Genomic DNA, 24,770 nt, shown 5'->3' on the forward strand with positions numbered 1-24,770 from the left:
TTGGAGGACGGGTGAGACCGTCGGGGCTCGTCGATCGCCGACCCGGTGCTGGGTCAGCAACCGAACATCGCGCGCACCTCACCGGCCCGGTCCCACAGGACTCCACGCCCACGCGCGCTGGGCATCACATCGAGGATCGCGGCAGGAACCTCCTCGGCCGGGTTCCCGAGGACGACCCCGTAGGCGACCGCGACACTGGGTGTCCGCTGATGTCCCGCAACACTGTGCAGCAGAACGGTTTTGCCCCCAGCCCTCGAGTCCATCAGGTGGGCCATCCAGCGCGATCGGAACGGCCACCACGGACGGCGAGCGTCGCGAGTGCGACGAGGTCGTGGGCGTCGCTGGGTCGCCCTTCGCGAGGCCACCCGTGGACGGCACGCCGCCACTGCCACGGCACCGCGCTCGCACCCCACCGGGCGCCGAGCAAGCCGCCGGCGATTGCCGCGACGGTGTCCGTGTCGTTGCCGATACGGATCGCGGTGTCGAGGGCGTGCTGCAGATGCAGGCACGCGGTGGTCTCCGGGATCGTCGTCTGCTGGATCGCGGCGGCTGCGGCCTGCAGCGCGGTCACTGTGAAACCGTTGGGTGTGAACACCTTCGGGTCCTTGATGCTCGCATCGTCGAGCCATGCACCCCACTGGTCGGCACGGTCGGCGGGAATAAGGTCGAGGCCGGCGCGGACGTCGATTCGGCCGTCGAGCACAGCTACCCGGATCGCCTCGCACCACAGCACACACGAGTCGCCGGCGAGCGGGTCGGCGTGTGTCAACGACGCAACCAGTCGTGCGGCAACTGCCAGTTGATCACGGTCGTCGAGATGCGCGAGCGCCACCGGCGCGGTGCGCATCAGCGCGCCATTGCCCGCAGAGCGCGGATGGGCCTCCGCGAATCGATCCGACTCCTCACGCATCACCCGACTGACACCGCGCTCGCCGGCGTCGAGTCGACGACGGGTGGCGCCGAGCACGGCGCGGGTCTGGTTGCCGACGTCGGGTGGGTTGCCGTCGTACCAGCGCAGGAAGTTCTCGGCGACCGCGTCGATCGCGTCGTCGGTGGTGAGGTCGGCCCCGGTCGACGCGACCAGTGCGACCGCCATCGCCATCGACGTGTCGTCGCTCCACTCGCCGGGCTCGAAGTTGCCGAGGCCGCCGCCAAGCATCTGCGGTGACTCGTCAGAGGGGAGTCGGCGGGACTCGAACTCGTAGGGGACTCCGAGGGCGTCGCCTACGGCGGTGCCCAGGAGAACGCCTGCGGCGCGGTCGAGTTGGGCGGTGGCGAGGTGAGGCACGATGGGTCCTTCCTTCATCCCGGTGTACGACCGGGCGGTACTTTTCGCGATTGTGAGAGTACTACTTTGCGCACTGATTAGCAAAGGGGTTGGCGGTGTCGAAGGAAGGGTGGTGCCAGAGTGTGAAGGCACGCATCGGCGGGATCATCCCGCGAGGAAGTAATCTGCTATCGACCTGCCGACCGTTGTTCAAGTCTCTGCGACCTGCAACTGGCAGGAACGATCATCGGACCGCCGTAGGTAGCGAGGACCATATGGATAACCAGGATCGAGCGACGAGCATTCGGCGGCGACAGCGTCAAGCGCTGATCGGCTACGCCGTTGCCATGTTCGTACTCTTCGTGCTGCTCGGGGTGACTGTATCGTGGCCGGTTGCCGCACTGATCATCGTTGTCGCCGCCATCTTTGGCGTGATCAAGTTCGGCGCCTGGTGGCGACCTCGCAGGTAGCCCGACGGCGAGGGGCGAAGTAGCCCTGACCGGCTACCGCGATCGTCAAGTGGTCGGCCACCTGAGGGCGGCCAGGGTTTCTGGACAGGCCTACGACGTTTCGACGGTCCGCGCCAGAATTCCCAGCGTCGCACGGAGCCCCGCCTCCGGGAGGATCGGGAACCGACCCCGGATATCCTCACGCACCACGCGACTCCAGTCGTAGTACGAGGTGACAAGTGTTCCGCCGTCGGCGGTTTCGAGCCGGTAGCCATATCGGTGGTCCAGTGGCGGGCGGACGGTGCCGGCGATGGTCCACTCGATGAGGCGGTCCTGCTCGAACTCGGTGATGATGACCTTGACGTCGTACTTGCCCATCGGCAGGTCGTTGAGCGATTCACGGTCCATGTGCACCAGGAACTCGTCGCCCACCGCCGCGACAGAGGCGCCGTCGGCGCTCTGCAGCATGCCGGAACTGTCGATCGTCACGTGGCCCTCGGGCGACGACAGTAAGGCGAAGATTGCCGCGGGATCGGCGTTGATCAGGCGTTGTACCTCGAACCGTTCGGTCATCGCTGCGTACTCCTTTGTCCGGCGAAAGCGGTCACCGCCCAGGCTAGTCGTCCAGGTGTCCTCCTTGGCCGCCGCCGGACGTGCCGGCGCGAATATTCGGATGACCGGCGAGGCGGCGCCTGCTACCGTGCACTCAGACCGCGAGAGTCAGGCGAAGGAGGTGGTACCCGTGAACGATTCAACCCAGTGGGTGCTCCCTTCGTCGAGCGGTCGATTCTGACATCAGGTGTCGCCGGGAGTGCCTCCACCTCAAGGCATTTCGAAAGGCACCACCATGCAGTTCACCAATGAAACCCTCACCGGGAACGGCGTCGTCGAGCGCGACTTCACCGTCGACGACATCCCCGGCGTCCTCTGGATGCCTCCCACCGTCCGCGAATCGAGGTCGCTGGTCCTGATGGGCCACGGCGGCGGCCTGAGTGCACGACACCCAGGTGTCGTCGCCCGCGCGCACCACTATGTGGAGCACTACGGACTGACGGTCGCGGCCGTCAACACACCCGGGCACGGCGGCAGGCCGTGGACGGACGAGGACCGCGGCTGGATCGACGCGTTACGGGCGGCCCGCGCGGCGGGCGAGTCCATTCGTCCGGTCGTCAGCGAGTTCAATCAGTCACTGGCCGAACGTGCCGTGCCCGAATGGCAGCGGGTCCTCGACGAGCTGCAGCAGGTACCCGAGATCGGCGTCGAGGCTCCCGTCGGCTACGCCGGCCTGACCCTGGGGACGGCCATCGGGATTCCGTTCACCGCCCGTGACCCGCGGATCTCGGCGGCGGTGTTCGGCGGCTATTACGACTACGAGTCACTTGTCGAGGCGGCCCGGCAGATCACCGTGCCGATCGAGCTCATCCTCTCGTGGGACGACACCGAGATCGACCGTGTTGCCGGGCTACGGCTGTTCGACGCGTTCGGCTCCCCGGACAAGACGATGCGGGCGCACGTCGGCGGGCACAAACGGATTCCGCCGATCGAGGCGGACAACACCGCGAGATTCTTTGCCCGGCAGTTGACGGGCGTACCAGCCTAGTGTCGCTCGGCTCCCGCCCGTAGGTACACCGACGCCCACGTCCGGAACGGGCGCCACAACTCCGACACCTCGGTGACTGAACGGTCCGGACCATACAACTCGGTGACCACAGCGTTCAGGCGCTTCTCGTGGGTCGGCACGGCATCGGGCGCGTTCGCCCCGCGCAGCACGATCAGCTCGGCGGCGAACGGCCCGATCCCGGTGATCGACTGCACCGACTCGATCGCGTCCTCCGGCGCCATCGCGCGGAGGCGGGCGGTGTCGAGTCGGCCGTCGAGCGCGGCGTCGGCGACCGCGTGCAGGTACTCGGCCTTGCGGCCGGGGAGTTCGAGGTCGAGGGTGGCGAGTCGTTCGGGCGTGGGGAAGGCTCCGTCATCTCCGTGGCTGTCGGTGATGCGCTGTCGTAGCGCTGCGGCCTGCGCCATCCGGATGCGCTGGGACAGCACCGACCACGCCGCCGCCTCGTACGCGGAGTGAAAACCGCAGGGCCGCAATCCGGGTAGCGCCTGCTGCGCTCGGCCGATCACCACGTCCCGGTCACCGACACCGGGCCAGTCCCGGGCGTCGACATCGAGAGCGAGGAATCGTGCGGTCTGTGCCGCTGCGGAGTCGAGGTCGCCGTCCCCGCTCAGCGACAGCTCGGCGACCGGCCCGCGCTGGGTCACCGTCACCTGTGCCGCCGACCAGTCGGCGTCGACGCGGAACACCGTCGACAGAGTGCCGGTCTTCTGTCCGGTGTCGAGCGCCGCCGGGGTGAAGCCCTCCCAGAACTCGCGGCTGGTGTCCAACGACCATGGGCCGAGAACCTCGCGTCGCACGGTGTGAGTGCTCATGGTGGTCCGATCTGTGAGGTGCAGTTTGTTCGACGGTACGTCGGCGCATCGACGCCTGCGGGAGACGACCGTTCATCCGAACGGCTGAATCAACATCGACCGAGGTCGAACCGTGTAATGGACGCCGACGACCGGCGTATACCCAGCGTAAGCACCTCCCGTGTGACAGAGCGCCCGTCATCCTGCGTCACCTGCTGTTCCAGGCGGCGGCCACCTCACGAAACGAGTTCGAGCATGTCTGAAACGCCCCACGTCCCGGCGAGCTCATCACCCGAGGACCAGCCTCCGGTCTTCCCGGCGGACCCGCCGCCGGTCGAGCAGCATGTGAACGGGGCGGTCGCACCGACCTCGCCGCCGCCGATGATTCCGACCGCGCCGGTCCCGGTCGCATCCGGGCTTGCGATGAAGCGTCGCAACCCGTTTGCCGTCTGGATCGGTTTGCCGCTCATCACTCTCGGCATCTACTTCTATGTCTGGTACTACAAGATCCACAAGGAGATGGCGGAGTTCGACCGCCGTCGGCAGATCCCCGTCGCCGGACCGCTGCTGGTGATGATCTTCCTGTTCTGGACCGTCATCGCCCCGCTGATCAGCTATCACAACGCGGGTGCGCGAATTCGTAACGCGCAGACCGCCGCCGGCCTTCCGGCCACCTGCTCGCCGACGTTGTGTTGGGTCCTCGCCTTTGTGTTCGGCACCAACCTGCTGTACATGCAGTTCGAACTGAACAAGGTGGTGGACCGTTACGCGGGGGCGCCTCCGCACACGACGGTTCCGCTGTTCGTGTGAGTTCTGAGTCGACGCGATTGCCTACGATTTGCGCCGGCAGTTCCGGAGCACCGGCAACGCATCTGCTCGACCCTTCGCGTCCGATCGCGCCTGTGACAACGTTGCGTGAAACGAATGGTCAGCGTTCTCAGCTAGGTTCAATGGCAGGTCGAGGCGATGGATGAGTTCCCGTTCGCAGAGCCACGGCGCAGTGTAGACAATGCACGACACACGGGCATGCTCCGACATCCAATCGCTCAGTACAGCCTCGTCGCATCCGAAATGACGTTTGCCGGCAGTGCCGACGCGACGCAGCTCCAAGCCAAGTTCGTCGGCTAGGAGACTCCCCAAGGACAACCGCAGAGTTGACGTTGCTGCCCGGCCCCTGCAGTGGGTGCAGACCCTTTTTCGAAGCGTCGGGGAACTAGGTTTTTCGGCATTGTGCGGCTTGCTCGGGCTGATGCCGACGTACAGCAGGGTCCACTCATCCCGCGTTTGGCAGCCACTCGCGTCGATGTGCGAACAGGGCATCCGGTCAAACCACCAGCCGTACAGCCCCGGTGCCGCAGGCACGGGGCACGGCGCGCTCAGCACCTCAGACCTCGTGTGGAGCGGTGCTGCGAGAAACTCGTCGTGCCAGTCGCTCATGAGACCAGCCTCTCACCGCGCGGATGCCGGGAACACGTTCGAGCGATCCTTGACACGGGGCGTTCCGGGCCCTGCGGTCTTCACCGCAAAGCCGCCAACACCACATCCACCCGCTGATCCAGCGGCCCGGCCAATTCGATCACACGCAGATCGCCCATCACCTCCAGATCATCGGCGTAGACCACCTCGATCAACGACTCGTTGACTGCTGCGCGCAAGCCGAGCATCTCGGGTTCCGGCAGGTCTTTCTCGGTTGCACCGGAGATCGGCACGAGGACAAGCAGATCGAGGCCGGCCATCGCGGCACGGACCGCATCCGCGTCCACTTCTTCGTCGAGGTCGGCACCGCACGCCGCCAGGTAGGCCAGGAAATCCATTGGTGTGCGATCGAATACGACGTTTTCATATGAATTGTTCAGCGCATCGATCGAGCGAGTCAGCTGCATCCGGTAGTCGGACGGCGACGGTGGGTGAGCGAACTCGTGGCCCTCGTCCTCGAGGAGGTGGTACGGCTCCTCCATCGCCACGTGGTCGCCCAGTGCGGTGCACAGGTCGTCGACCAATGTCGTCTTCCCGGTCCCGTGTGGCCCGGACACCCCGATTCGCATGTCGACCCTCTCCGTGTGGCTGTCGCAGAGTATGCCGTCAGTGAACTCTCCCGTCCGCGCGTCGCGCCGAGCATCCACCCACTTTCACCCCAATCTGGTCGATGATCAGTACATGCCCGGCACCCGCTCACCGAAGCGCCCTCTCCTCATCGCACTGGCCGTGGTCGTTGCCGTGCTCGCCGTTGTCGTCATCTGGCACGGCCGGTCGACGGTCGACGATCGAGGGGAACGCAAGGCAGAGGCGACGCAACGGTGCCAGGACGCGGTCCGTGACGACATCCGGGAACGCCTGACCGCGAGCGGCGACGGCGCGGCGCAGGAACAGACCGCCGACGCCGGGTTCAGCGACATCTCCACCCGAACCACGAGTGTCGGACCCGACGACGAGGCCGCGCTACGCAACGCCGGGCTGACCCGGGCGTCGGTGGCCACGGAGTGGACGGTGCAGGGCGCGGTCTCGATCCCGGGCGAATTGCCCGGTCCCGCGCGGCTCGGGCCCACCAACACCTTTGTCTGCAACGCCGTGGTCCTCACCGATGACTCGGTGATGGTGACCTACCGCAAACTCAACTGATCGACGTTCCGGCACACGGGGGACGAACACCAGTCAACGTGTCAGATGCCGCAGTCGGTCTGCGGGTCGCCGACGACGATGAGGTACACGAATCCTGCGATCGCGATCAGAGAGACGACGACTGCCGCGAACAACCGTAGGATGCGAAGGCGTTCGATGGCTCGGCGGCGTCGGATCGCTTGTGCCGCCACGAGAGTACCGAGGCCGATCATCACCACGCCGGTGCAGGTGAGGGTCCACTGCCAGCGAGCAGCATCGGCGTGGCGTTCGTCGACGCTCGAGTAGGAGGGGTCGCAGAAGTCGCCGCCGCCCTTGAGTGTCGCGAGCGTTGCCAGGACGACCACACCGGCGACGAACGGTGACGTGACGGCGAAGAGCCACGGCCAGACGTCAGGCGCAACGCGACGACGCCCGTTACCCGACGACATCGTCACCATCGGAATCCGAGTCAGGTGCCAGGTCCGCAAGCGATTGCGCCAGAAGCGTGTTCGTCGTCTCCGTGAGGGTGACCCGGGTGGCCGCGTCGGCCAGTGCGCGCAGCTGGATCAGCGTCAGCGTCGCCTCGGTGAGCCGACGCCCTCCGGCGTCGTCCGATGACGCAGTGCCGGTGAGTGTGTCGGCGGCGTCGACCATCGCCTGGCCGAGCGACTCGAATGCGGGCGCGACCTTCTCGATGACGTCGATGACCAGCGATGCGGGCCGCTTTTCGGTGACGAGCGGGAGGATCGCGTCGAGAAGTGCCGGCTCAGTGACGATCACGTCGTCGGGAGCGGTGATCCGGAGGATCTTGAGATGTTCGAGTCGCTCGGCGTCGTCGGCGGGGACACCGGCGCCGGCGAGATCGGCCAGGGTCGTCGAGCGTGTGGGCGGCGATTCCTCGATGTCGGCGAGCTCGGTCTCCAGGCCGAGGATGTCGCCGATCTGCCGACCCTCGTGCCAGGCGGTCATCAGTTCGTCGATGTGGGCGATCGTGTACCCCCGCGAGAGCATCGAACTGATCAGGGCGAGTCGTCGGACATGGGACTCGGAGTACAGCGCGATCCGGCCGACGCGATGGGGCGGCGCCAGCAGACCGCGCTCGCGGTACACGCGGATGTTGCGCGTCGTCACGCCGGACACGCGCGCGAGGTCGTCGATGCGGTACTGCGCGACGGGCGGCTGCCCGCGGGCCTGCCGCGTCGCGTTGGCGAGGAGTTTGGTCACCGAGATCTCGAGATCGCGGGACTGCCTGCCCACGTACGACGGCGTGGCCGACATGTGTTCGATCAGCGCGGCCACCTGCGCCAGGCGCGTCGACGATGCTCGGGCCACCCGGTCTTCTCCTCCATCGGCGATCGTGTTGTCCCAGCGTACTGCCTGGATTCTATTTCACCGACAACTGTGCCATTGACAGATGGCGCAATTGATGTTGCGATCGAGGTGTGACGCAGACCTCACGAGCCTCCCGTCGGGCGGCATGGGTGACGCGGCGGACCCTGCGTCCGTTCGCGGAGTTCCTGCCGGCCGGCCCACTGCAGATCCTCACGTCTCGGGCGCTCGTCGCCGCGGGAATGCTGATCGGCTGTCCGCCACCGCATCACGTCCGCATCGACAAACTCAGCACCGGGACCTTCCGCGGGGAGTGGGTCTATCCGCCCGAGACACGCGAGTCGCGGCAGGTGATCCTGTACGTGCACGGCAGCGGATATGCGATCTGCTCGGCACGGACCCATCGCGGCATTGTCGCCCGGCTCGCCCATCTGACGGGCATGCCCGCCTTCACCGTCGACTATCGGCTCGCCCCCGAGCATCCCTTCCCCGCGGCCGCCGACGACGTGGAAGCGGCCTACGCCTGGCTGCAGGACATCGGTTACCGCGCGGAGAACATCACCCTCGCCGGAGACTCCGCCGGCGGCCATTTGATCCTGGACCTGTTGGCGGAGAACGCGCGTCGGGGACGGCCGCAGCCGCGATCGGTGGTGATGATGTCGCCGCTCGTCGACCTGACCCTGGAACTGGCCCGACGCCGCGAACGTGAGGTCGCGCCGGATCCGCTCATCTCAGCGCGCGCTGCACGACGACTCGTCCGGCACTACACCGCCGATCATCCCGACGACCTCCCGCGGCTGAAACTGACGCTCGACCGCGCCGACGACCTGCCGCGCACCCTGATCCAGGCCGGCGGTGCGGAGATGCTCGTCGCCGACGCCGAGGAGGCACGACGAATGCTGGTCGACGCCGGCGCCGACTGCACGCTGGAGATCTGGCCGGGACAACTCCATGTGTTCCAAGCACTTCCGGCGTTGATCCCGGAGGCCACACCTGCGCTACGCGCCGTGGCGGCCTTCATCACCGAACCATTCACCGCCGAAGCATCCACTGCAACGGGGGAACCCGAGGACGTGTCGATCGATCAGAAGGGATATGCGAGCGCATGACAACCAGGAGATCTCACGACGCGCGGGCGGTGGTCACCGGCGCCGGCAGCGGCATCGGACGTGCCTTCGCCCTCGAACTGGCTCGCCGGGGCAGCCGAGTGCTGTGCGCCGACATCGACATCGACCGGGCATCCGAGACGGTCCGGATGATCGACGACGCCGGCCGTGGTGAGGCGACCGCGATCTTCTGCGACGTCGCCGACGTCGACGACCTGCGGACGCTTGCCGATCGCGCCCCCGACCTGCTCGGCGGCCCGACCAGCCTGATGATCAACAACGCAGGCGTCGGTATCGGTGGCAAGGCGGTGGGTGCCATCGGGCTCGACGACTGGCAGTGGGCGCTGGACATCAACCTCCGTGGCATGGTCTACGGCTCTGAACTGTTCCTGCCGCAACTACGTGAGTCCCGTCGGGGCGGGCTGATCAACGTGGCGTCGGCGGCGGCGTTCTCCGCGGCCCCCGGCATGGCCGCCTACAACGTGGGAAAGGCGGGGGTGCTCGCGTTGTCGGAGACGATCGCAGCCGAACTGTCCGGAACGGACCTGGCCGTCACCGTGCTGTGTCCGACCTTCGTGCAGACCAACGTCGCCGCCGACGGCCGAATCACCGGCGAGGCGATGAAGGTCGCCGAGGCGCTCATGCGCCGCACCGGACGATCCGCGGAACAGGTGGCGCGGCAGACGCTCGACGCCAACGACCGCGGGCGGCTCTACGTCGTCCCGCAGTTCGACGCCAAGGCGATCTGGCTTGCCAAACGACTCATGCCGCGTACGTACGCCTTCGGCGCCGGGCTTCTCCATCGCATCCAGCCGCAGTTGGCCGTCACCCGCTCGGTCACCGCAACCAGCACCGGCGCCGAGACGCCGACAACCACAGCGCGCAAGCGCATCCCGGAAGGAGTGTGACATGCCGATCATCCTCGAGGACGTGCTGCAGACCATCAAGGACCGTCAGTGGGCGCTCGCCGACATCGACTGGGAGGCACCCGGGGCCGAGCTGATCACCGACGAGCAGAAGCCGAAACTCAAGGCGTTCATGGCCGATCTGGTATGGATCGAGAACGTCGGTGCCCGTGGGTTCGCCGCACTCGCAAAGAAGGCCCCCGACGACACCCTCGCCGAGATCTACCGCTACTTCCACGCCGAGGAGCAGAAGCACGCCAACGCCGAACTCGCGCTGATGCGCCGGTGGGGGATGCTCGAGGACGACGAGGTGCCCGAGCCGAACGTCAACATCCGCCTCGCCATCGAATGGCTCGACACGTTCTCCGACCGGATGTCGTTGTCGGTGCTGGGCACGGTGATCCCCATGCTGGAGGTCGCGCTCGACGGCGCACTGCTCAAGTTCCTCCTCGAGGAGGTCAAGGATCCCGTATGCCACGAGGCGTTCCGCAAGATCAATGCCGACGAATCACGCCACCTCGCCGTCGATTTCCATGCACTCGACATGATCGGCAACTCGCGGCTGCGCAAACTCGTCATCGAGGCGGTCGGCACGGTCGCGTCGCCGGGCGTCATCATCGGCGCGCTGATGTACGTGCCGCTGCTGAACAAGATGCGCGACAACATCGTCGACATGGGTCTCCAGGAGGAGCGGCTCTACGAGGCGATGAAGCGCTTCAAGAAGAACGGCGAGCGCGGCAACGGGACGAAACTGCTGACGTACCAGGTGCTCAAGTATCACGCGGGATGGGTCATCAACCGGGACAGTCCGTATCACTACTTCGCCGATGCAATGGTCAAGCTGACCGATCACTATCCACGATCGCTGCTGCGGGCGCAGCCCACCTGGTCGAAGGAACTGACCTACGAGCCGGTCGCATGAGCGCCCCCACCGTCGACACGACGACCCTCATCATCGGCGCCGGATTCGCCGGTATCGGCACCGCGATCCGTCTCCTCCAAAAAGGTCACGACGACTTCATCATCCTCGAGCGAGACGTGCGGCCCGGCGGAACATGGCGCGACAACGTCTATCCGGGCGCCGCGTGCGACATCCCGTCTCGGTTGTACTCGTACTCGTTCGCACCGAATCCTGATTGGTCACACACCTATTCGGGCAGCAACGAGATTCTCGCGTACATCGATCGGATGGTCGCCGATCACGACCTCGAACGCTTCATCCGCTACTCCCACCTCGCGGTCGGCATCGAGTTCGACGAGGCGACCGGAACGTGGCGCATCGACATCGCCGACCGCGAGCCCATCGTCGCGCGGACCGTGGTCGTGGCGTCGGGACCGTTGTCGACGCCGGGGTATCCCGACATCACCGGTATCGACGACTACACCGGCCATCGGATGCACTCCGCGGCATGGGATCACAGCTACGACTTCACCGGCAAGAAGGTCGGCGTGATCGGTACCGGGGCCAGTGCGGTGCAGATCATCCCGAAGCTCGTGGACGCGGGTGCCGAGGTGACGGTCTATCAGCGCACCCCCGGATGGGTGCTCCCGCGTCTCGATCGGCGCATCACGTCGGCCACCCGCCAGATTTATCGGACGGTGCCGGGCACGCAGGCCGCCGCTCGTCGGCTGTGGTTCTGGGGCCATGAGTCCGTCGCCCTCGGAGCGGTATGGAACTCGCCGTTCACCCGGGTCATCGAGGGTGTCGCGAAACTGAATCTGCGTGCCCAGGTGGGTGATCCGTGGATGCGGCGGCAGCTGACACCGGATTTCCGCGCCGGCTGCAAGCGGCTGCTGATGACCAGCGACTACTACCCGGCACTGCAAGCCGACAACTGCAGGCTGATCACCTGGCCCATCGCCCGCATCTGCGAGCAGGGTGTGCGGACCGTCGAGGGGATCGAGCGGCACTTCGACTGCCTGGTGTTCGCGACCGGGTTCGAGATCGCCAAGCAGGGCACGCCCATTCCCATACGCGGACGCAACGGACGTGTGCTGGCCGATGAATGGTCCCGTGGAGCGTACGCATACAAGAGTTTCGCGGTGTCGGGTTACCCGAACCTGTACTTCACGTTCGGTCCGAACTCCGGTCCCGGCCACAACTCCGCGCTGGTCTACATGGAAGCGCAGATCGACGCGATCGTCACCGCCGTCTCCCTGGTCCGTGACCGCGGACTGAAGCTGCTCGACGTACACCGGCCGGCGCAGGACGCCTACAACCGCTCGATCCAGAAACGCCTGGAACGAACGACCTGGAACTCCGGCTGCCGCAGTTGGTATCTCACCGACGATGGCTTCAACGCCACCATGTTCCCCGGGTTCGCGACCCAGTTCATCGGGCAGATGCGGTCGGTCGACTTCACCCGTGATTTCCGGGCGGTGGCGGGTGATGAGGTGAGTGTCGAGGTGCGCTCACCGTCGCTTGCGTGAGGCGCGTCGACAGCATCCCCATCTGCCGGTGGGTCAATGGTGTCGACGGTACGTCCGTCGAGTGACAGGATCGATCGGTGTCGGATCTCTGGATGTTGGAAGATCTCGAACCGTGGCCTGACCACCCGGAATCCGGGGAGACCTGCGCCCCGACGACCTTCTGGGCGAGCCCGGACACGATGGAACTGCCTGCGACAGTGTGTACAACACTGACGGTTCGCGTCGAGGCCCGGCGGATCGGCGGTCGGATCGAACGTATCGCTCACCTCGGCGATGGATTCACCACAGTCGTCGGTGCCGGCGATGGAGAGACCGGGGAGGTGACGTTGACCGGCTGCCTGGTCTGGGATCGCTACCTGTGGATCGACTATCGCACGATCCCGGAAGGCAGCGTCCGGATCACGCGTCGCGGACATCTCGTCCAGCGGGAGGTCCTGACGCCGACGAGGCACGAAGGCTGGTTCAGCGTCGACTACAGCGGTCCGGTCGAGTATCGGCCGGCAGGCCAGGTGGAGCGTGGGTTCGGCATTCGATGGAATGCGCTGACCGTGGAGCTCGGTCGCATACCCGGTCATCAGATCGCGTGAATCGTCGGGGTTCCCCGATGGCGCCGGCGGGCGCCCGGCGTGTCCGAGTAGATCGACGATTCGCGAGTATCAGTTGTTCGCACAACCTGCGTAGCCGCCTACGCGTTACCCCGGCGCAGCCGGTGGACACGATCGACTGGTGCGGAGATCCCCGCCGCACAGTCACCCATCAGGAGTCATCATGTCCACCACCACCTCCACTTCATGGCGTCGGTCCCGCGCGACGGCCGCAGTGGCGACGTTCGCCGCGGCGGCAGGCGCCGCCACCCTCGTCCTGGCCGCGCCCGCATCGGCGCAGACCACCAGCGTCTCGGTGACCCCGGGACCCGGGGGCCGGATCGGCACCAGCTGCACCTACGACGTCGTGGCGCCTGTCACCGGACCCAACACGGTCCGCTTCTGGGACAACGGCGCACTCATCGCCGGCAGTCCTGTCCCCGTATCCGGAGGCGTGGCCACCATCAAGTGGACACCCACCACTCGGGGCACGCACACGATCAGCGCACAGCAGGGCACGGGTAACGGGCCGATCCGCTACACCACCGTCCAGGTTCGTCGCGGGATCAACACCGGCATCGTCTGCGTTGTCCTCTGACCATCGTGGCGAGGGTGGAGTCGGCGTCCCCCGGCCGACTCCACCCGCCGGTGTTCGGCCTGGTCAACATGGTTGGGAACATTCCCCGCACCCGGATGCATCCAACTCACGACAGCGCGAGAAACCGCCTCCCGCTCCAGACTCGTGAAGGACACCACCGATGCGTATCACCACCACCGCCAAGCGCACTGCCTCCGCCGGACTGCTCGCCGTTGCCGCCGGCGCATCACTGCTCGCCGTCCCAGCCGAGGCCAATGCCGACACCGGCCACATCTACGGAGCCATCGCCATCTCCCCGCGCACCGGCAACACCGCCTACGCCATCAACTACTCGTCCTCCATCGCGGCCAAGCGGGCGGCCGAGGCCAAGTGCCAGGCGTCCGACTGCCAGTGGGTGGTGCAGATGGACCGCAACTGCGGTGCCGTCACCCAGCAGCCGTCCAGCCGGCGCTGGGGCTGGGCCTACGCACCCACCCGCCGTGCCGCCGAGGTCACCGCTGCGAGCAAGTCGGGACCGGGCTCGCGCACCATCATCTGGGCATGCACCGCCGGGGCGTGAGCCGGGGGCGTTGCCTTACGGCGGCCACTCCGTTGAGATGGCACCATGATGTTCGTCTGGTGCCGTGCCCGCGAAGACGAGAAGCTGGTCTCGATCGAGCTGAGGCGTCGCCGGTGACCGCAGACGAGCAACGCTGGAGAGGAACGTCGCCCGCCGACCGAACCGAGGATCGTCGGCGACGACTCGTCGAGGCTGGATGCGAACTGCTCGGCCGCGAAGGAGAGACGGGCTTCTCGGTACGTGCGGTCTGTCGAACCGCGGCCGTCGGACCCCGCCACTTCTACGAAATTTTCGCCGATCTCGACGCGTTGCTCACCGCTTCTTACGACCATGCGGTGGGACTTCTCGCAGAGTCCGTGTCGACTGCGATAACTGCGGAGCAGAACCCGGCAGGACTGTCGTCGCGGGACCGTCTACGCCTGATCTTCTCCGCGGCGGTGTCGCATCTGGAGGCGCATCCCGACGTCGCACGGATCGTGTTCGGGATCGCCATGGCAAACGATGTCCTGCGAGTGCATGCCGCTGTAACCCTCACATCATTCGTCGACGGGGTTCGCGACAGCGTGGTCGACGACGGGCCGACGCGCGACGCGCTGCAGACCACGATGCTGTCGGGAGGTCTCGCGGCAGTGTTCTCCGGGTGGTTGTCGGGCGGACTGACCCGCTCGCGCGACGAGATCGTCGACTATTGCACCGATGTCAGCATGATGATCCTCGCAGGATGATCCGACTCGGCTGTTGACAGGAGCACAATTCATAGGAAACACTCGTTTCCTATGAATGGCGACTGCGGTTACTTCGGGCCCGACTCGATGTCATGGAGGGTGCTCACCGCGCCCGCTGTGCCACTCATGGTCGCGCAGATCACCAACCTCCTCGAGGTCCCGCACGTCGACTTCCAGTCCGTACTGCTCGACCACGACCCGCTCTACCCGACGAATGCCAAAAGGCAACGGGGATGGCCCCGTGGGGCCGGGCGAAAAGGCGGGCACTTTCACGATCGACTTCGTCGCACGGTGTCGGTTCCACTGCCGATTGTCTTGGGTGACAAAGCCGCAGCGAACAGGTGTGCCACTCGCCTGCGCAAGTATCACGAACCGATGCGAGGGGTCGGCGAAGACGGACATACGCCGTACTCGGCAACCTCTGCCGATGCGATGCTGTTCGCGGCGGTCACGATCACCCATGCTGCGCTGATCGCCTACGAGAGCTTTGTGCCGCGCAAAGGGATTCTGCCACAGCGTCTCTCACCGGAAGATCGAGACCGCTACTTCTCCGAGATGTCACACATGGCGTCGTTGATGGGTGCGGACCCCGGGGCGGTGCCGACGAGTGCCCAGGCGGTGGCTGACTACTACGACTCGATCTCGGCGAGCTTTCGGTTCAGATCGGGATGGTTCTCCGCGCAGATCCGAACCGCGACATCGCTCATGTGGCCCGCGAATCGCCACGATGTCGGCGCGACCCTGGCCGACCTGATCCTGATGGCATCCGCGGTCCTTGCACTCGCGGTCTTGCCGCGGCCGTCGCGTCGACTCAATGGCATTCCGGCTGTGTGTGATCCGGGGTTGCGGTTGCTGCACCTCGCGTGCGTGCCGGGCTGGGCACTTCTCCGGCTGGAACCCGTGCGACGGTGGGCACACCGATCGTTCCTCGGCGCCGACGACGCCGAAGTGGTCCAGCGGGCGGCGATGGAGGTCGACCGTGTTCGCGTCGCCGCGTGACGATCTGGCCCGCCGGACACCGACCACACTGCAGAAAGTGAACTTCGATGACTGAACTTCCCGCCGTCTTGACCGCGACCGGAGAACGGCATTGCAACGCCGACGATGTCACCGCCTACTTCGACTCCCTGCCGGCCTGTGACATCCAGATGCTGAAAGGGCGATTCGCCGGTCAGGAGATCTTGACCGGACATTCGCTCGACGGTTCCCTCGCTGCGGTGTCATGGTTCGGGAAGCAGTTCGATGCACCGGACAGGGTGCATCCACTCCTCGTCGCCGACAGTCGCGGTCGCGTCTTCCCGCTCCGGCCCGGCGTGATTCCCATGGCTGCGATGACCGGATCGATTCCGATTCCGCGGGTCTCCGCGTCGGCGGCGCCAGGTGCCTGGAGTTTCCTCGGTCCACTGGTACGCGCACGCCGCTACGGCGCCCGACTCGAGGAGCGTGACCATCGCGGGATTCGCACTGCGGCAATGCCCTACACCCACAAACCCATCGTCGATGTATTTCGCGCCATCGACGACGAGACAGTACTGGGGATGATGGAGTACCCCCAGATGACCCGACCATATTTCTTCACCTTGCGCCGCGAACGCCAGGAATACTAGAAGCGCTCTGCGACAAAGCAATCGAAAGGACTCAGATGTACAGTGAGGAAGCGTTCCAGGCGGCGTTGGCGCAACCGCGTCTGTCCAAGCCGGTGCCGGAGTTCTTGGACTCGAACCGTGCGGTACCGATCCGGGCGATCCCGGAGAAGGAACTCCAGGCGACCACCGTTGAGTGGTTCGACATGTTCGCGAAGAAACTCGACTACCTCAGCCGCCAGCACGATATGGATCTCGGTTGGATCATGACCTGGGCCAAGAAGTACTGGTGGAGCTTCCTCGTGAGGGACATGAGCATCAACGACGAGTTGTATGCGCCGGACATCCGGTACACGGACGTCACGACATTCGGTCGGACCATCGTCGGCATCCCGGAGTTCGTCAAGTACAACTTCGCCTTTTTCGACGCGATACCCGACTGGCGATACGACCCGCTGCCCGATCAGGTGTACATCGACGTGACACCCGAAGGCACTGTGCGCACGGTCATTCGCTATATCGGCAGCGGCCACTGGTCGGGTCCACTGCGTCTGCACCCCTACGATGACACGGCACCCGTCATCTACGGCACGGGCCGGTTCATCTAGTGCCCGGCGGTCGACCGGTACCACTTCAACAAGGATCAGGTCATGGAAGAGGGAGAGACCCTCTACGATTTCCTCGACGGCGTCCAGCGGGCCGGAATCCTGCCTCGCGACGACAGCTGGCCGTTCCGGACTCTCATGGCCGCGTCGAGAATTCCCGCGATCGCGCACCGCGTCGGGCAGCGATGGCGCCCGACCCGCTGAGCGAGTCTGCGCGACCCACGACCCTCGCGGTGGGAACGCCCTAGGGTGAGCTCATGTCCTCAGCCGACGACACCGACGACCTCACCCGCCGCCTCGACGACCTCGCCAGTATCGACGCCATCAAGCAACTCAAGCACCGCTACTGGCGGGCCTGTGATGGCAAGGACCCCAAGGCCTTCCGCGACTGCTTCATCGCCTCAGGAGCTCGTATCGATTACGGCCCGCTCGGCGCGTACGACGATGCCGAACCGTTGGCGACGATCTTCGGTCAGGTGGCGCTGCACAAGGTTGACGGCGAGTACGTCATCTTCGACATGCACCACGGCATGCACCCCGACATCACGCTGACCTCGGCCACCACCGCGATCGGCCGCTGGACACTGAAGTTCCGGCAGGTCAACCTCCTCGACCGCACCGAGACCCTCATGACCGGCGAATACGACGACGAGTACGTCGTCGAGGACGGCGAGTGGAAGATGTCGGCGAGCACGCTCACCGAGCGGTGGGCGCTGCACCGGCCACTCGGCGACGATGCGGTTGTGCGTCCCGGCACCTTCCTCGAGTAGGCGGACTATGCGACGGTCCGCCGGTCCGGCTCCACTTCTCGTCGTACATTCACCAGCGTCAGCGGACCGCTCAGCAGCGGGATCACCGCGCCGATGCGAGTACGGATCGTCAGGCCGCGACCGAGCAACGCTGTGACCGCAACGGTCAGATAGAACGCACCATGCACGGGGCCGAGAATGCTTGCGAGCGTTTCGTTGTGCACGGTCGCGACATTCACCAACAGTGCCACGACGCTGACCAGTTCTAGCAGTGACAGCGCACCCAGCGCGCGCAGCAGCGGGGTCACGGATAGCTCGATCCCGGACGCACGATCATCAGCACCACCACGACCGCCCACAGCAGATTGAAGATTCCGGTCAGCATGGCGAGGCGCCGCAGTTGGGAACCGTCGCCGGGGGAGTCGAGCGCCTCGTGTTGTCGCGGGGCGATCTGCAGTGCGAGGAGAGCACCCGCGATGGCGGTGAGCACCATCGCGACGACCACCCAGATCTCGGTGGTGCGTCCCTGGACAAGCGCGAGGAGCAGGCCGACGACCGGAACGGTGAGTGCGAGGACCCCATAGACACGGGTGACGCGATGCAGCACGCGGGCGGTGCCGAGGCTGCGCTCGACCCGCTCGTCGTCGGGGGATGCGGTGACCGGTGCATACCGGGGAAACAAGCTGGTCGTGACGGCGACCGGACCGACGAAGAGGATGCCCGCCAGCACATGGACAGACAGTAAGAACGATTTCACAACCTTCAGACTAGCTGAAGGTCTATCCGCCGCCCGACATGAGCTCCAGCATCTGCGCGCGCAGCGACTCGGTGAGATCGGGATGGCGGGCGGCGAACTCCGCGTCGAGCCGGCTGACCTCCTGCCCGGCCTCGGCCAATATCGACTCGCCCTTGGCGGTGACGCGCAGCTTCGAGGCGGATCCCGCATGTGCGGTGCCGTCGTCGACGAGCCCGGCCTCCATGAACGCCATCACGGCCGTGTGGGCGCTCTGTGCGGTGATGCGAGAACGACGCGCGAGCTCGCTGAACGAGATTCCGGGAGTGCCACGGATGTGGCCGAGCAGCCCGTACTTGCGGGTCGTCAACCCGAGCGGCTTGAGAGCGTCGGTGAGCGCCGCCTCCCACACCCGGCTGATCGTCAGCAGGGCGATGGTGGGGCTGAAGGGTGGCGGCTCGGGCATGGGTGAAGGTTACCCGTCGTTGCTACTCAACCAGCGGGCGTTGACAGTCGATTCAGCGCGGCCCGCGGATCGAGGGTGCCCGGCTCGAGGCCTTCGATCACCACGCGGGTCGTCTCCGCCTGCACCAGCTCGTTGACCGGAGTCGGCACACCGTGCAGCCGGCCGAGGAGGACGATTTCGCCTGTCAGGTAATCGATCTCGGACTCGCGGGCGCCGCGAGCCACGCTCTGCCAGGTGGAGCTCTCCAGGCTGTCCTCGCCGGTGTCGCGACGGACGATGAAGTCGCCGCGCCGTTCCTTGTCGATGGCGGTGCTGACCACGTCGATCCCGGCGGCCGCGAGCACGGCCTCACCCTCGTCCCGGGCGCGACGCATCAACTCGAGGTCGGCGTCTCCGTCGCGGTGGAACGTGGCGTCGATGCCGTTGCCGAGATTCAGCATGAGTTTGCGGTACTTCCAGGCCATGATGTCGTCGCGGGTCTGCGATTGGAAGGTCGCTCGGCGGAGGTGATCCGAGATCGATTCGGCCACTTCGTCACTCCCGCTGGGGAACCGTCCGACGTCGAGGATGCCCGGTGCTGCCGACGACCCCTGCACCACCACACCCGGCTCGAGGTGCAACGCCGGCAGCATCACGCAGATCGAGTAGGTGTTGCCGAAGCGGCGCAGGATCGCCGACTCGTTGGCGACACCGTTCTGCGCGGACACGATCGGCGTGGCCTGCGGGGCGTGGGCTTGGAGATCGTCGAGGGCGGCGGCCGTCTGTTGCGACTTCACGCAGAGCAGCACCACCGAGTCGTCCGTCCAGTCGACCTCGGACGCGTTCGCCGCAGCCGTCACGGCGCAGGTGTGTCGGCCGTCGGCGGTGTCGAGGACGAGCCCCTGCCCGCGGATCGCCTCGAGGTGTGCGCCGCGCGCAATCACCGTCGTCGGAATCCCCGCGCGGAACAGATGGGCACCGATGACTCCGCCGATCGCACCGGCGCCGAAGATGACGAAACGCATGGTTCCAGAGTAAGGACGTCCAGGAGTGGGCGTCACCGCGAGGCACCTTGACCTCAAGTGAACTTGAGCTCTTAACGTCGAGGCCATGAAACAGATGCAGCCACCGCTACAGCAGCCCATCGGATTCTGGACCGCGCGCGCCGGCGAGGCGATCCGAACCCGCACCCAATCGCGTCTCGCAGACGTGGCCGTCAGCCAGCCCGAGTGGTGGGTGCTGCACCAATTGTCCCTGCATACAGCCGGTATGGGCGAGCGGGAGATGCTCGCGACCATCGGACCGAATGCGACCGACGAGATCATCGCGCAGGCCATCGACGACGCGATCTCGAAAGGGTGGGTCGAGCGCGCTGACGGTGCGCTGACCTCGACCGCGGCTGGCCGTGAGCGGTTCGCGGTGGCCGCCGACGTTCAGCGCGAGCTGAACGCCGAACGTCGTCAGGGCATCTCCGACGCCGACTACGCCACGACGATCGAGGTGCTGCAGCGCACCATCCGCAACGTCGGGGGCGATGCCTGGCATTGGTGACGGGTTCCGGGGCGGCGCCACGTGACCATCCGCGAAGATGGAGTCGAACCCGCGTGACGCCCGACTGAATCGAGGAACCATGACCACTCCCAATCCCATCTCCACCTTCCTCGACGCCCTCGCCACCGGCACCCTCGAGGTGGTCGACCTGACCACCCCGTTGAGTGCCGCGACCCCGGCGCTGCGGCTGCCCGAACCGTTCGCGAATCTCATCGATTTCAGCCTGGAAGAGGTCAGCGCGTACAACGAGCCGGGGCCGTTCTGGCGGCACAACAACATCCACACCGGCGAGCACATCGGCACCCACCTCGACGCTCCGGTGCACTGGATCACCGGCCGCGACGGCGATGACGTCTCCGAGATCCCGGTACAGCGACTCATCGGGCCGGCCGCAGTGCTCGACCTCACCGCGAAGGTCGCGGCCGACCCCGACTACCTGTTGACCATCGGTGACGTCGAGGAGTGGGAGGCCACCAACGGGCGGCTGGCGACCGGCGCATGGTTGCTGCTGCGCACCGGGTGGGAATCGCGCGGCGGGTCCGAGGCGGAGTTCCTCAACACCGACGACACCGGCTCGCACACGCCGGGTGTGGCGGTCGACTGCGCCCAGTGGCTGGCGACCGCACGCGAGATCACCGGCCTCGGCGTGGAGACCGTTGGCGTCGATGCCGGCTTGGCCGGCGGATTCGATCCGGCATTCCCAGTGCACAACTACTTCCTCGGCAACGACAAGTACGGGCTCACCTCGCTGCGCAACCTCGGCCGACTGCCCGCCACCGGCGCGCTGTTGGTGGTCAGCCCGCTGCCGATCGTCGGCGGTACGGGGAGCCCGTCTCGGGTCCTGGCCGTCGTCGACGGAGCAGGTGCGTGACCACGTACGGCCCAACGGTTGCCGATGTCGTCGGACGGGTGCTCGCCGATCTCGGTGTCGGCCACTGCTTCGGGGTGGTCGGCAGCGGCAACTTCGTGATGACCAATGCGTTGCGTGCCGGTGGCGTGCCGTTCACCGCGGCACGTCATGAGGGCGGCGCCGCGACGATGGCCGACGCGTACTCGCGGATGTCGTCGCCGTCGCATTCGCTTCGCTCGCCCCTGACAGATTCCCCGTCGCTTCGCTCGCCCCTGCTGGGAGTTGTTTCGGTGCACCAGGGTTGCGGACTCACCAACGCGATGACGGGCATCACCGAAGCCGCGAAAAGTCGTACCCCGATGATCGTGTTGGCCGCCGACAGCCCGGCAGCCGCGTTGCGCTCCAACTTCCGCATCGAGCAGGACGCACTGGTCACCAGCGTCGGCGCGATCAGCGATCGGGTCTATTCACCGGCGACCGTGGTCGCCGACGTCGTCCGGGCCCATCGGACGGCCGTCACGCAGCGTCGCACTGTGGTGCTCAACGTTGCGATCGACGTCGCGGGCGCGGCGGCCTCGGTGGACGGTCCGATCGAGGCGGTGATCGAACCACCGCGGGTCAGGCCGACTGCCGAATCCGTGGCTCGGCTCGTGGACGCCATCCGCGGCGCGGAGCGACCGGTGTTCGTCGCCGGCCGGGGTGCACGCGGCGCCGGACCGGAGATCGCCGAACTGGCCTCGGCAAGTGGGGCATTGGTGGCGACGTCGGCGGTGGCGAACGGACTCTTCCGCGATGATGCATTCGCGCTGGGCATCTCCGGCGGGTTCTCGTCGCCGACCACGGCGGAACTGATCTCCGACGCCGACCTCATCGTCGGATGGGGCTGTGCCCTGAACATGTGGACGATGCGACACGGCCGCCTGATCGGGCCGCAGGCGACCGTCGTGCAGGTCGACGACGACGTAGATGCGATCGGCGCGCACCGACCGGTCGAGATCGGTGTGATCGGTGATTGTGGGCTCACCGCGGCGGACGTGCTGGCGGAGTTGGGCACCGCCGGGCCGGCGCGGTACCGGACCGACGATGTTCGATCGAGGATTGCGGAATCTGCTCGCTGGCGAGATGTTCCGGTCGACAAGGTGCCGTCGACCGACAAGATCAACCCCCGGGAACTGTCGATCGCACTGGACGAGATCCTGCCCGCAGACCGCATCGTGTCCATCGACTCCGGCAACTTCATGGGCTATCCGGCGACGCACCTGTCGGTTCCCGACCAGAACGGCTTCTGCTTCACCCAGGCGTATCAGTCCATCGGACTCGGTCTGTACACGGCGATCGGAGCCGCTGTCGCACAACCCCATCGGCTCCCGGTGCTCGGCACAGGCGACGGTGGGTTCCTGATGAGTATTTCCGAGCTCGACACCGCCGTGCGCCTGGGCTTACCGTTGGTCGCGATCGTCTACGATGACTCCGCCTACGGTGCGGAAGTGCATCACTTCACCGATGGTGACCACGACACGGTCACCTTCCCGGATACCGACATCGCCTCTATCGCACGGGGGTTCGGAGCGGAGGGAATCACCGTACGTACCGTCGAGGACCTCGCAGGAGTGCAGGCGTGGGTTGCTCGATACAGCAGTGGCGAGTCCGTTCCGCCGCTCGTGGTCGACGCGAAGATCGCCGACGACGGCGGATCGTGGTGGCTTGCGGAAGCCTTTGCGGGACACTGATTGGGAGAGAACGACATCCATCCGCCCGACATCGCGTGAAACAGCAGACCCCGCCCAACCGGGCGGGGTCTGCTGCGTTCGGGTCATCGACCGATGGTGGTCCGCATCACCACTGATCGAACCCGACGTTCACCATGGGGTAGCGGCTGCTGATGTTGTGGTTCATCCAGTAGTTCTGGGCATGCGGACCCCAGATGCCGCTCATCGCGGTGTTGGTGTTGCCCTTCATGTTCTCGATCTCGTAGTTGGCGGTGGGGCCGAAGAGTCCGATGCGGTACTGGGCGTTCGCGGTCAGCGAGTTCGCGAACGGCGCTACGGCCGTCACGGTCTCGCTGGCACCGGGGTAGAGCACTCGCTGCGGGGCGTTGACCCACTGACCGCCCTGGCCGGTGGTCGAGCCGAGCAGGTACTCGGGCTTGTCGGTGTGGTTGGTGATCGTCATCGCGATGGTCGGCTCACCGGGACGGGTGACCGGCATCGTGCCCGCGTTGGCGGCTCCGGCGAGGCCCAGTCCGATGCCGGCGGTGGCAGCGAGGGCGGCAATTCCGGCGGTGATGCGGCGAGTCGTGGTGTTCATTGCGGATCTCCTGGTGGGGGGCCGGAGCGCTTCTCGTTCCGGCGACACCAATGACTCTGCTCTGTTCGGATGCCCGGCAGTGCCCGCCGATCGGGTGATGCACCGGTGGAACGGGGGGTCCACCGATTGGGGGATGCGATCTCGATACGCCCTCCGCTGGCGCTCCGGGCTACTCGATCGGCGGTTGGAGGAAAGTCCTCCGCCGGCGCTCGTGGCGGGAGACGCTCACTTCTTGGTCCGCCGACTACCCCCGTGCCAGTCCTCCTGCACTCCGACCTCGGCGTCACTCACACCGAACGCCGTCAGCTGCGGCTTCTCGCGGAGGCTGCGCTTCAGTTCGGCGAATCCCGGGAAACGGGCCAGGCCGATCACGTGATCCCACAGGACCACCGCGTCCTCGTCGCTCGGCAATCGGCTGATGACCGGCCCGAAGAAGGCGACGCCTTCCGGCGGTTCGAAGTGGATGATGGGCGTGCCCACATCGCGTCCGGTCAACGCGAGAGCCTCGTCCGTCTCGGCCTGGATCTCGGCATCGAAGGACGAATCATCGAGCGCCGCGACGTGGTGATCGGGGAGGCCGAGCTCGGCGAGGACAGGTCCGAGGAAGTCCGCGGTACCGCGTAGGTCGGTGTTCTCGGCGGTGTAGGTCCCGGTGTGGGTGTCGAAGATGCGGGTGCCGAACGCGGCGTACAGCGGGTCGATGGCCTCGCGTCCGTGCTCACGTCGGATGCTTGCCGCGGCGCGCAGCAGCCGCAGGCCTGCGGTGTGGCCGGCTTCGTACTCCGGCGGGAAGTGCGCGTCGTAGTCGATGTGCGCGTTGAGGAGTCGCAGGGAGATGAACCGCCAGTCGACTGTGTAGTCCCGTTGCGCACGCACCTTGCGGACCCATTTACTGGTCATCCAGGCGAACGGGCACACCGGATCGAAGTAGAAGTTGATGTCGGCGTCGGCCATCAGGAGTCAGCTCTTCTCGGTTGCGGGTGTC

General features: G+C 66.3%; 34 protein-coding genes. 20 read left to right on the top strand and 14 right to left on the bottom strand.

Annotated features, from left to right (window positions below; genetic code table 11):
* Positions 1-53: 53 nt before the first annotated feature.
* Together D7316_RS18720 and D7316_RS18725 are read right to left on the bottom strand one after the other, a co-directional pair.
* Positions 54-263 (bottom strand): hypothetical protein, encoded by a 210-nt coding sequence (locus D7316_RS18720; protein WP_124709597.1) that lies wholly within the window; start codon positions 261-263, stop codon positions 54-56.
* Entirely contained in the window at positions 263-1,306 is a 1,044-nt protein-coding gene (locus tag D7316_RS18725; RefSeq protein ID WP_124709598.1) for an ADP-ribosylglycohydrolase family protein, read from the bottom strand. Before D7316_RS18725 ends, D7316_RS18720 begins: the two co-directional genes overlap by 1 nt.
* A gap of 236 nt (positions 1,307-1,542) precedes the next feature.
* Between D7316_RS18725 and D7316_RS18730 the strand changes: the two genes are divergently transcribed.
* Positions 1,543-1,737 carry a hypothetical protein gene (locus D7316_RS18730; RefSeq protein ID WP_124709599.1) on the top strand — a complete coding sequence of 65 codons (195 nt, stop codon included), beginning with the start codon at positions 1,543-1,545 and terminating at the stop codon, positions 1,735-1,737.
* 90 nt (positions 1,738-1,827) lie between these two features.
* Here the strand turns inward: D7316_RS18730 and D7316_RS18735 are convergent, their stop codons facing one another.
* Positions 1,828-2,289: an SRPBCC family protein gene (locus D7316_RS18735; RefSeq protein ID WP_124709600.1), complete on the bottom strand. Its 462-nt coding sequence runs from the start codon at positions 2,287-2,289 to the stop codon at positions 1,828-1,830.
* A 274-nt stretch (positions 2,290-2,563) separates the two neighbouring features.
* Between D7316_RS18735 and D7316_RS18740 the strand changes: the two genes are divergently transcribed.
* Positions 2,564-3,316, top strand: a complete 753-nt coding sequence (locus D7316_RS18740; protein ID WP_124709601.1) for an alpha/beta fold hydrolase — start codon at positions 2,564-2,566, stop codon at positions 3,314-3,316.
* On the opposite strand, the gene D7316_RS18745 is transcribed toward D7316_RS18740, so the two are convergent.
* Positions 3,313-4,149: a DNA-3-methyladenine glycosylase family protein gene (locus tag D7316_RS18745; RefSeq protein ID WP_124709602.1), complete on the bottom strand. Its 837-nt coding sequence runs from the start codon at positions 4,147-4,149 to the stop codon at positions 3,313-3,315. The two genes, D7316_RS18740 and D7316_RS18745, sit on opposite strands and share 4 nt — an antisense overlap.
* 234 nt (positions 4,150-4,383) lie before the next feature.
* On the opposite strand from D7316_RS18745, the gene D7316_RS18750 reads away from it, so the two are divergent.
* The gene (locus D7316_RS18750) at positions 4,384-4,938 is read left to right on the top strand and encodes a DUF4234 domain-containing protein (protein WP_124709603.1); all 555 of its coding nucleotides are present in this window, start codon (positions 4,384-4,386) and stop codon (positions 4,936-4,938) included.
* A 21-nt stretch (positions 4,939-4,959) separates the two neighbouring features.
* Here D7316_RS18750 and D7316_RS27690 read toward each other — a convergent pair whose 3' ends face one another.
* Both D7316_RS27690 and D7316_RS18760 read right to left on the bottom strand, forming a co-directional pair.
* Positions 4,960-5,565 (bottom strand): GIY-YIG nuclease family protein, encoded by a 606-nt coding sequence (locus D7316_RS27690; protein WP_124709604.1) that lies wholly within the window; start codon positions 5,563-5,565, stop codon positions 4,960-4,962.
* Between the two features lie 80 nt (positions 5,566-5,645).
* Positions 5,646-6,173, bottom strand: coding sequence for an AAA family ATPase (locus D7316_RS18760; protein WP_124709605.1), 528 nt, complete (start codon positions 6,171-6,173; stop codon positions 5,646-5,648).
* A gap of 40 nt (positions 6,174-6,213) precedes the next feature.
* On the opposite strand from D7316_RS18760, the gene D7316_RS18765 reads away from it, so the two are divergent.
* Positions 6,214-6,747 (top strand): hypothetical protein, encoded by a 534-nt coding sequence (locus D7316_RS18765; RefSeq protein ID WP_124709606.1) that lies wholly within the window; start codon positions 6,214-6,216, stop codon positions 6,745-6,747.
* 41 nt (positions 6,748-6,788) lie between these two features.
* Here the strand turns inward: D7316_RS18765 and D7316_RS18770 are convergent, their stop codons facing one another.
* Positions 6,789-7,175 (bottom strand): hypothetical protein, encoded by a 387-nt coding sequence (locus D7316_RS18770; protein WP_124709607.1) that lies wholly within the window; start codon positions 7,173-7,175, stop codon positions 6,789-6,791.
* Positions 7,162-8,058, bottom strand: a complete 897-nt coding sequence (locus D7316_RS18775) for a MerR family transcriptional regulator (protein ID WP_124709608.1) — start codon at positions 8,056-8,058, stop codon at positions 7,162-7,164. The genes D7316_RS18770 and D7316_RS18775 overlap by 14 nt, the downstream gene beginning before the upstream one ends.
* 149 nt (positions 8,059-8,207) lie before the next feature.
* On the opposite strand from D7316_RS18775, the gene D7316_RS18780 reads away from it, so the two are divergent.
* The 13 genes from D7316_RS18780 to D7316_RS18835 all read left to right on the top strand — a co-directional run bounded on the left by D7316_RS18780 (position 8,208) and on the right by D7316_RS18835 (position 17,920).
* Positions 8,208-9,164, top strand: a complete 957-nt coding sequence (locus D7316_RS18780; protein WP_232016973.1) for an alpha/beta hydrolase — start codon at positions 8,208-8,210, stop codon at positions 9,162-9,164.
* A complete protein-coding gene (locus D7316_RS18785; protein WP_124709610.1) occupies positions 9,161-10,069 on the top strand; it encodes an SDR family NAD(P)-dependent oxidoreductase in 909 nt (302 codons plus the stop codon). Before D7316_RS18780 ends, D7316_RS18785 begins: the two co-directional genes overlap by 4 nt.
* A 1-nt stretch (position 10,070) precedes the next feature.
* Positions 10,071-10,988, top strand: coding sequence for a ferritin family protein (locus tag D7316_RS18790; RefSeq protein ID WP_124709611.1), 918 nt, complete (start codon positions 10,071-10,073; stop codon positions 10,986-10,988).
* Positions 10,985-12,496: a flavin-containing monooxygenase gene (locus D7316_RS18795; protein ID WP_124709612.1), complete on the top strand. Its 1,512-nt coding sequence runs from the start codon at positions 10,985-10,987 to the stop codon at positions 12,494-12,496. Before D7316_RS18790 ends, D7316_RS18795 begins: the two co-directional genes overlap by 4 nt.
* A gap of 92 nt (positions 12,497-12,588) precedes the next feature.
* Positions 12,589-13,083, top strand: a complete 495-nt coding sequence (locus D7316_RS18800; RefSeq protein WP_232016974.1) for a hypothetical protein — start codon at positions 12,589-12,591, stop codon at positions 13,081-13,083.
* Between the two features lie 181 nt (positions 13,084-13,264).
* The gene (locus tag D7316_RS18805; protein WP_124709614.1) at positions 13,265-13,678 is read left to right on the top strand and encodes a hypothetical protein; all 414 of its coding nucleotides are present in this window, start codon (positions 13,265-13,267) and stop codon (positions 13,676-13,678) included.
* Between the two features lie 160 nt (positions 13,679-13,838).
* Positions 13,839-14,237, top strand: a complete 399-nt coding sequence (locus D7316_RS18810; protein ID WP_232016975.1) for a DUF4189 domain-containing protein — start codon at positions 13,839-13,841, stop codon at positions 14,235-14,237.
* A 113-nt stretch (positions 14,238-14,350) separates the two neighbouring features.
* Positions 14,351-14,962: a TetR/AcrR family transcriptional regulator gene (locus D7316_RS18815; RefSeq protein ID WP_124709615.1), complete on the top strand. Its 612-nt coding sequence runs from the start codon at positions 14,351-14,353 to the stop codon at positions 14,960-14,962.
* Positions 14,963-15,049: 87 nt separating this feature from the next.
* Positions 15,050-15,961 (top strand): oxygenase MpaB family protein, encoded by a 912-nt coding sequence (locus D7316_RS18820; protein WP_164473819.1) that lies wholly within the window; start codon positions 15,050-15,052, stop codon positions 15,959-15,961.
* A 47-nt stretch (positions 15,962-16,008) separates the two neighbouring features.
* Positions 16,009-16,569 carry a GXWXG domain-containing protein gene (locus tag D7316_RS18825; protein WP_124709617.1) on the top strand — a complete coding sequence of 187 codons (561 nt, stop codon included), beginning with the start codon at positions 16,009-16,011 and terminating at the stop codon, positions 16,567-16,569.
* A 35-nt stretch (positions 16,570-16,604) separates the two neighbouring features.
* Positions 16,605-17,153, top strand: coding sequence for a nuclear transport factor 2 family protein (locus D7316_RS18830; RefSeq protein ID WP_232016976.1), 549 nt, complete (start codon positions 16,605-16,607; stop codon positions 17,151-17,153).
* A 42-nt stretch (positions 17,154-17,195) separates the two neighbouring features.
* Positions 17,196-17,354 carry a hypothetical protein gene (locus tag D7316_RS27510; protein WP_232016977.1) on the top strand — a complete coding sequence of 53 codons (159 nt, stop codon included), beginning with the start codon at positions 17,196-17,198 and terminating at the stop codon, positions 17,352-17,354.
* A gap of 53 nt (positions 17,355-17,407) precedes the next feature.
* Positions 17,408-17,920 carry a nuclear transport factor 2 family protein gene (locus D7316_RS18835; RefSeq protein ID WP_124709618.1) on the top strand — a complete coding sequence of 171 codons (513 nt, stop codon included), beginning with the start codon at positions 17,408-17,410 and terminating at the stop codon, positions 17,918-17,920.
* A 5-nt stretch (positions 17,921-17,925) separates the two neighbouring features.
* On the opposite strand, the gene D7316_RS18840 is transcribed toward D7316_RS18835, so the two are convergent.
* From D7316_RS18840 to D7316_RS18855, 4 genes are read right to left on the bottom strand one after another with little or no spacing between them, the layout of a single operon-like run.
* Positions 17,926-18,207, bottom strand: a complete 282-nt coding sequence (locus D7316_RS18840) for a hypothetical protein (RefSeq protein ID WP_124709619.1) — start codon at positions 18,205-18,207, stop codon at positions 17,926-17,928.
* Positions 18,204-18,656, bottom strand: coding sequence for a hypothetical protein (locus D7316_RS18845; RefSeq protein WP_124709620.1), 453 nt, complete (start codon positions 18,654-18,656; stop codon positions 18,204-18,206). The genes D7316_RS18840 and D7316_RS18845 overlap by 4 nt, the downstream gene beginning before the upstream one ends.
* A 22-nt stretch (positions 18,657-18,678) precedes the next feature.
* Positions 18,679-19,098, bottom strand: a complete 420-nt coding sequence (locus D7316_RS18850; protein ID WP_124709621.1) for a MarR family winged helix-turn-helix transcriptional regulator — start codon at positions 19,096-19,098, stop codon at positions 18,679-18,681.
* Between the two features lie 26 nt (positions 19,099-19,124).
* Positions 19,125-20,102: a ketopantoate reductase family protein gene (locus D7316_RS18855; RefSeq protein WP_124709622.1), complete on the bottom strand. Its 978-nt coding sequence runs from the start codon at positions 20,100-20,102 to the stop codon at positions 19,125-19,127.
* An 85-nt stretch (positions 20,103-20,187) separates the two neighbouring features.
* Here D7316_RS18855 and D7316_RS18860 point away from each other — a divergent pair, with 85 nt between their 5' ends.
* From D7316_RS18860 to D7316_RS18870, 3 genes are all read left to right on the top strand, one after another.
* The gene (locus tag D7316_RS18860) at positions 20,188-20,628 is read left to right on the top strand and encodes a MarR family winged helix-turn-helix transcriptional regulator (RefSeq protein ID WP_124709623.1); all 441 of its coding nucleotides are present in this window, start codon (positions 20,188-20,190) and stop codon (positions 20,626-20,628) included.
* A gap of 79 nt (positions 20,629-20,707) precedes the next feature.
* A complete protein-coding gene (locus D7316_RS18865) occupies positions 20,708-21,499 on the top strand; it encodes a cyclase family protein (protein ID WP_124709624.1) in 792 nt (263 codons plus the stop codon).
* Positions 21,496-23,208 (top strand): thiamine pyrophosphate-binding protein, encoded by a 1,713-nt coding sequence (locus D7316_RS18870; protein ID WP_124709625.1) that lies wholly within the window; start codon positions 21,496-21,498, stop codon positions 23,206-23,208. Before D7316_RS18865 ends, D7316_RS18870 begins: the two co-directional genes overlap by 4 nt.
* 106 nt (positions 23,209-23,314) lie before the next feature.
* Here D7316_RS18870 and D7316_RS18875 read toward each other — a convergent pair whose 3' ends face one another.
* Complete coding sequence (locus tag D7316_RS18875) at positions 23,315-23,785, bottom strand: WS/DGAT domain-containing protein (RefSeq protein WP_124709626.1); 471 nt, start codon at positions 23,783-23,785, stop codon at positions 23,315-23,317.
* 225 nt (positions 23,786-24,010) lie between these two features.
* Positions 24,011-24,739, bottom strand: a complete 729-nt coding sequence (locus D7316_RS18880; protein ID WP_124709627.1) for a mycothiol-dependent nitroreductase Rv2466c family protein — start codon at positions 24,737-24,739, stop codon at positions 24,011-24,013.
* Positions 24,740-24,770: the final 31 nt, after the last annotated feature.

The organism is Gordonia insulae, assembly GCF_003855095.1.
GTDB lineage: Bacteria > Actinomycetota > Actinomycetes > Mycobacteriales > Mycobacteriaceae > Gordonia > Gordonia insulae.

Excerpts from the sequence above, each read along its gene's own strand:
- D7316_RS18720 (WP_124709597.1), bottom strand. The coding sequence starts at position 263 with ATGGACTCGAGGGCTGGGGGCAAAACCGTTCTGCTGCACAGTGTTGCG.
- D7316_RS18725 (WP_124709598.1), bottom strand. The coding sequence starts at position 1,306 with ATGAAGGAAGGACCCATCGTGCCTCACCTCGCCACCGCCCAACTCGAC.
- D7316_RS18730 (WP_124709599.1), top strand. The coding sequence starts at position 1,543 with ATGGATAACCAGGATCGAGCGACGAGCATTCGGCGGCGACAGCGTCAA.
- D7316_RS18735 (WP_124709600.1), bottom strand. The coding sequence starts at position 2,289 with ATGACCGAACGGTTCGAGGTACAACGCCTGATCAACGCCGATCCCGCG.
- D7316_RS18740 (WP_124709601.1), top strand. The coding sequence starts at position 2,564 with ATGCAGTTCACCAATGAAACCCTCACCGGGAACGGCGTCGTCGAGCGC.
- D7316_RS18745 (WP_124709602.1), bottom strand. The coding sequence starts at position 4,149 with ATGAGCACTCACACCGTGCGACGCGAGGTTCTCGGCCCATGGTCGTTG.
- D7316_RS18750 (WP_124709603.1), top strand. The coding sequence starts at position 4,384 with ATGTCTGAAACGCCCCACGTCCCGGCGAGCTCATCACCCGAGGACCAG.
- D7316_RS27690 (WP_124709604.1), bottom strand. The coding sequence starts at position 5,565 with ATGAGCGACTGGCACGACGAGTTTCTCGCAGCACCGCTCCACACGAGG.
- D7316_RS18760 (WP_124709605.1), bottom strand. The coding sequence starts at position 6,173 with ATGCGAATCGGGGTGTCCGGGCCACACGGGACCGGGAAGACGACATTG.
- D7316_RS18770 (WP_124709607.1), bottom strand. The coding sequence starts at position 7,175 with ATGTCGTCGGGTAACGGGCGTCGTCGCGTTGCGCCTGACGTCTGGCCG.
- D7316_RS18785 (WP_124709610.1), top strand. The coding sequence starts at position 9,161 with ATGACAACCAGGAGATCTCACGACGCGCGGGCGGTGGTCACCGGCGCC.
- D7316_RS18790 (WP_124709611.1), top strand. The coding sequence starts at position 10,071 with ATGCCGATCATCCTCGAGGACGTGCTGCAGACCATCAAGGACCGTCAG.
- D7316_RS18795 (WP_124709612.1), top strand. The coding sequence starts at position 10,985 with ATGAGCGCCCCCACCGTCGACACGACGACCCTCATCATCGGCGCCGGA.
- D7316_RS18800 (WP_232016974.1), top strand. The coding sequence starts at position 12,589 with ATGTTGGAAGATCTCGAACCGTGGCCTGACCACCCGGAATCCGGGGAG.
- D7316_RS18805 (WP_124709614.1), top strand. The coding sequence starts at position 13,265 with ATGTCCACCACCACCTCCACTTCATGGCGTCGGTCCCGCGCGACGGCC.
- D7316_RS18810 (WP_232016975.1), top strand. The coding sequence starts at position 13,839 with ATGCGTATCACCACCACCGCCAAGCGCACTGCCTCCGCCGGACTGCTC.
- D7316_RS18820 (WP_164473819.1), top strand. The coding sequence starts at position 15,050 with ATGTCATGGAGGGTGCTCACCGCGCCCGCTGTGCCACTCATGGTCGCG.
- D7316_RS18825 (WP_124709617.1), top strand. The coding sequence starts at position 16,009 with ATGACTGAACTTCCCGCCGTCTTGACCGCGACCGGAGAACGGCATTGC.
- D7316_RS18830 (WP_232016976.1), top strand. The coding sequence starts at position 16,605 with ATGTACAGTGAGGAAGCGTTCCAGGCGGCGTTGGCGCAACCGCGTCTG.
- D7316_RS27510 (WP_232016977.1), top strand. The coding sequence starts at position 17,196 with ATGGAAGAGGGAGAGACCCTCTACGATTTCCTCGACGGCGTCCAGCGG.
- D7316_RS18835 (WP_124709618.1), top strand. The coding sequence starts at position 17,408 with ATGTCCTCAGCCGACGACACCGACGACCTCACCCGCCGCCTCGACGAC.
- D7316_RS18850 (WP_124709621.1), bottom strand. The coding sequence starts at position 19,098 with ATGCCCGAGCCGCCACCCTTCAGCCCCACCATCGCCCTGCTGACGATC.
- D7316_RS18855 (WP_124709622.1), bottom strand. The coding sequence starts at position 20,102 with ATGCGTTTCGTCATCTTCGGCGCCGGTGCGATCGGCGGAGTCATCGGT.
- D7316_RS18860 (WP_124709623.1), top strand. The coding sequence starts at position 20,188 with ATGAAACAGATGCAGCCACCGCTACAGCAGCCCATCGGATTCTGGACC.
- D7316_RS18865 (WP_124709624.1), top strand. The coding sequence starts at position 20,708 with ATGACCACTCCCAATCCCATCTCCACCTTCCTCGACGCCCTCGCCACC.
- D7316_RS18875 (WP_124709626.1), bottom strand. The coding sequence starts at position 23,785 with ATGAACACCACGACTCGCCGCATCACCGCCGGAATTGCCGCCCTCGCT.
- D7316_RS18880 (WP_124709627.1), bottom strand. The coding sequence starts at position 24,739 with ATGGCCGACGCCGACATCAACTTCTACTTCGATCCGGTGTGCCCGTTC.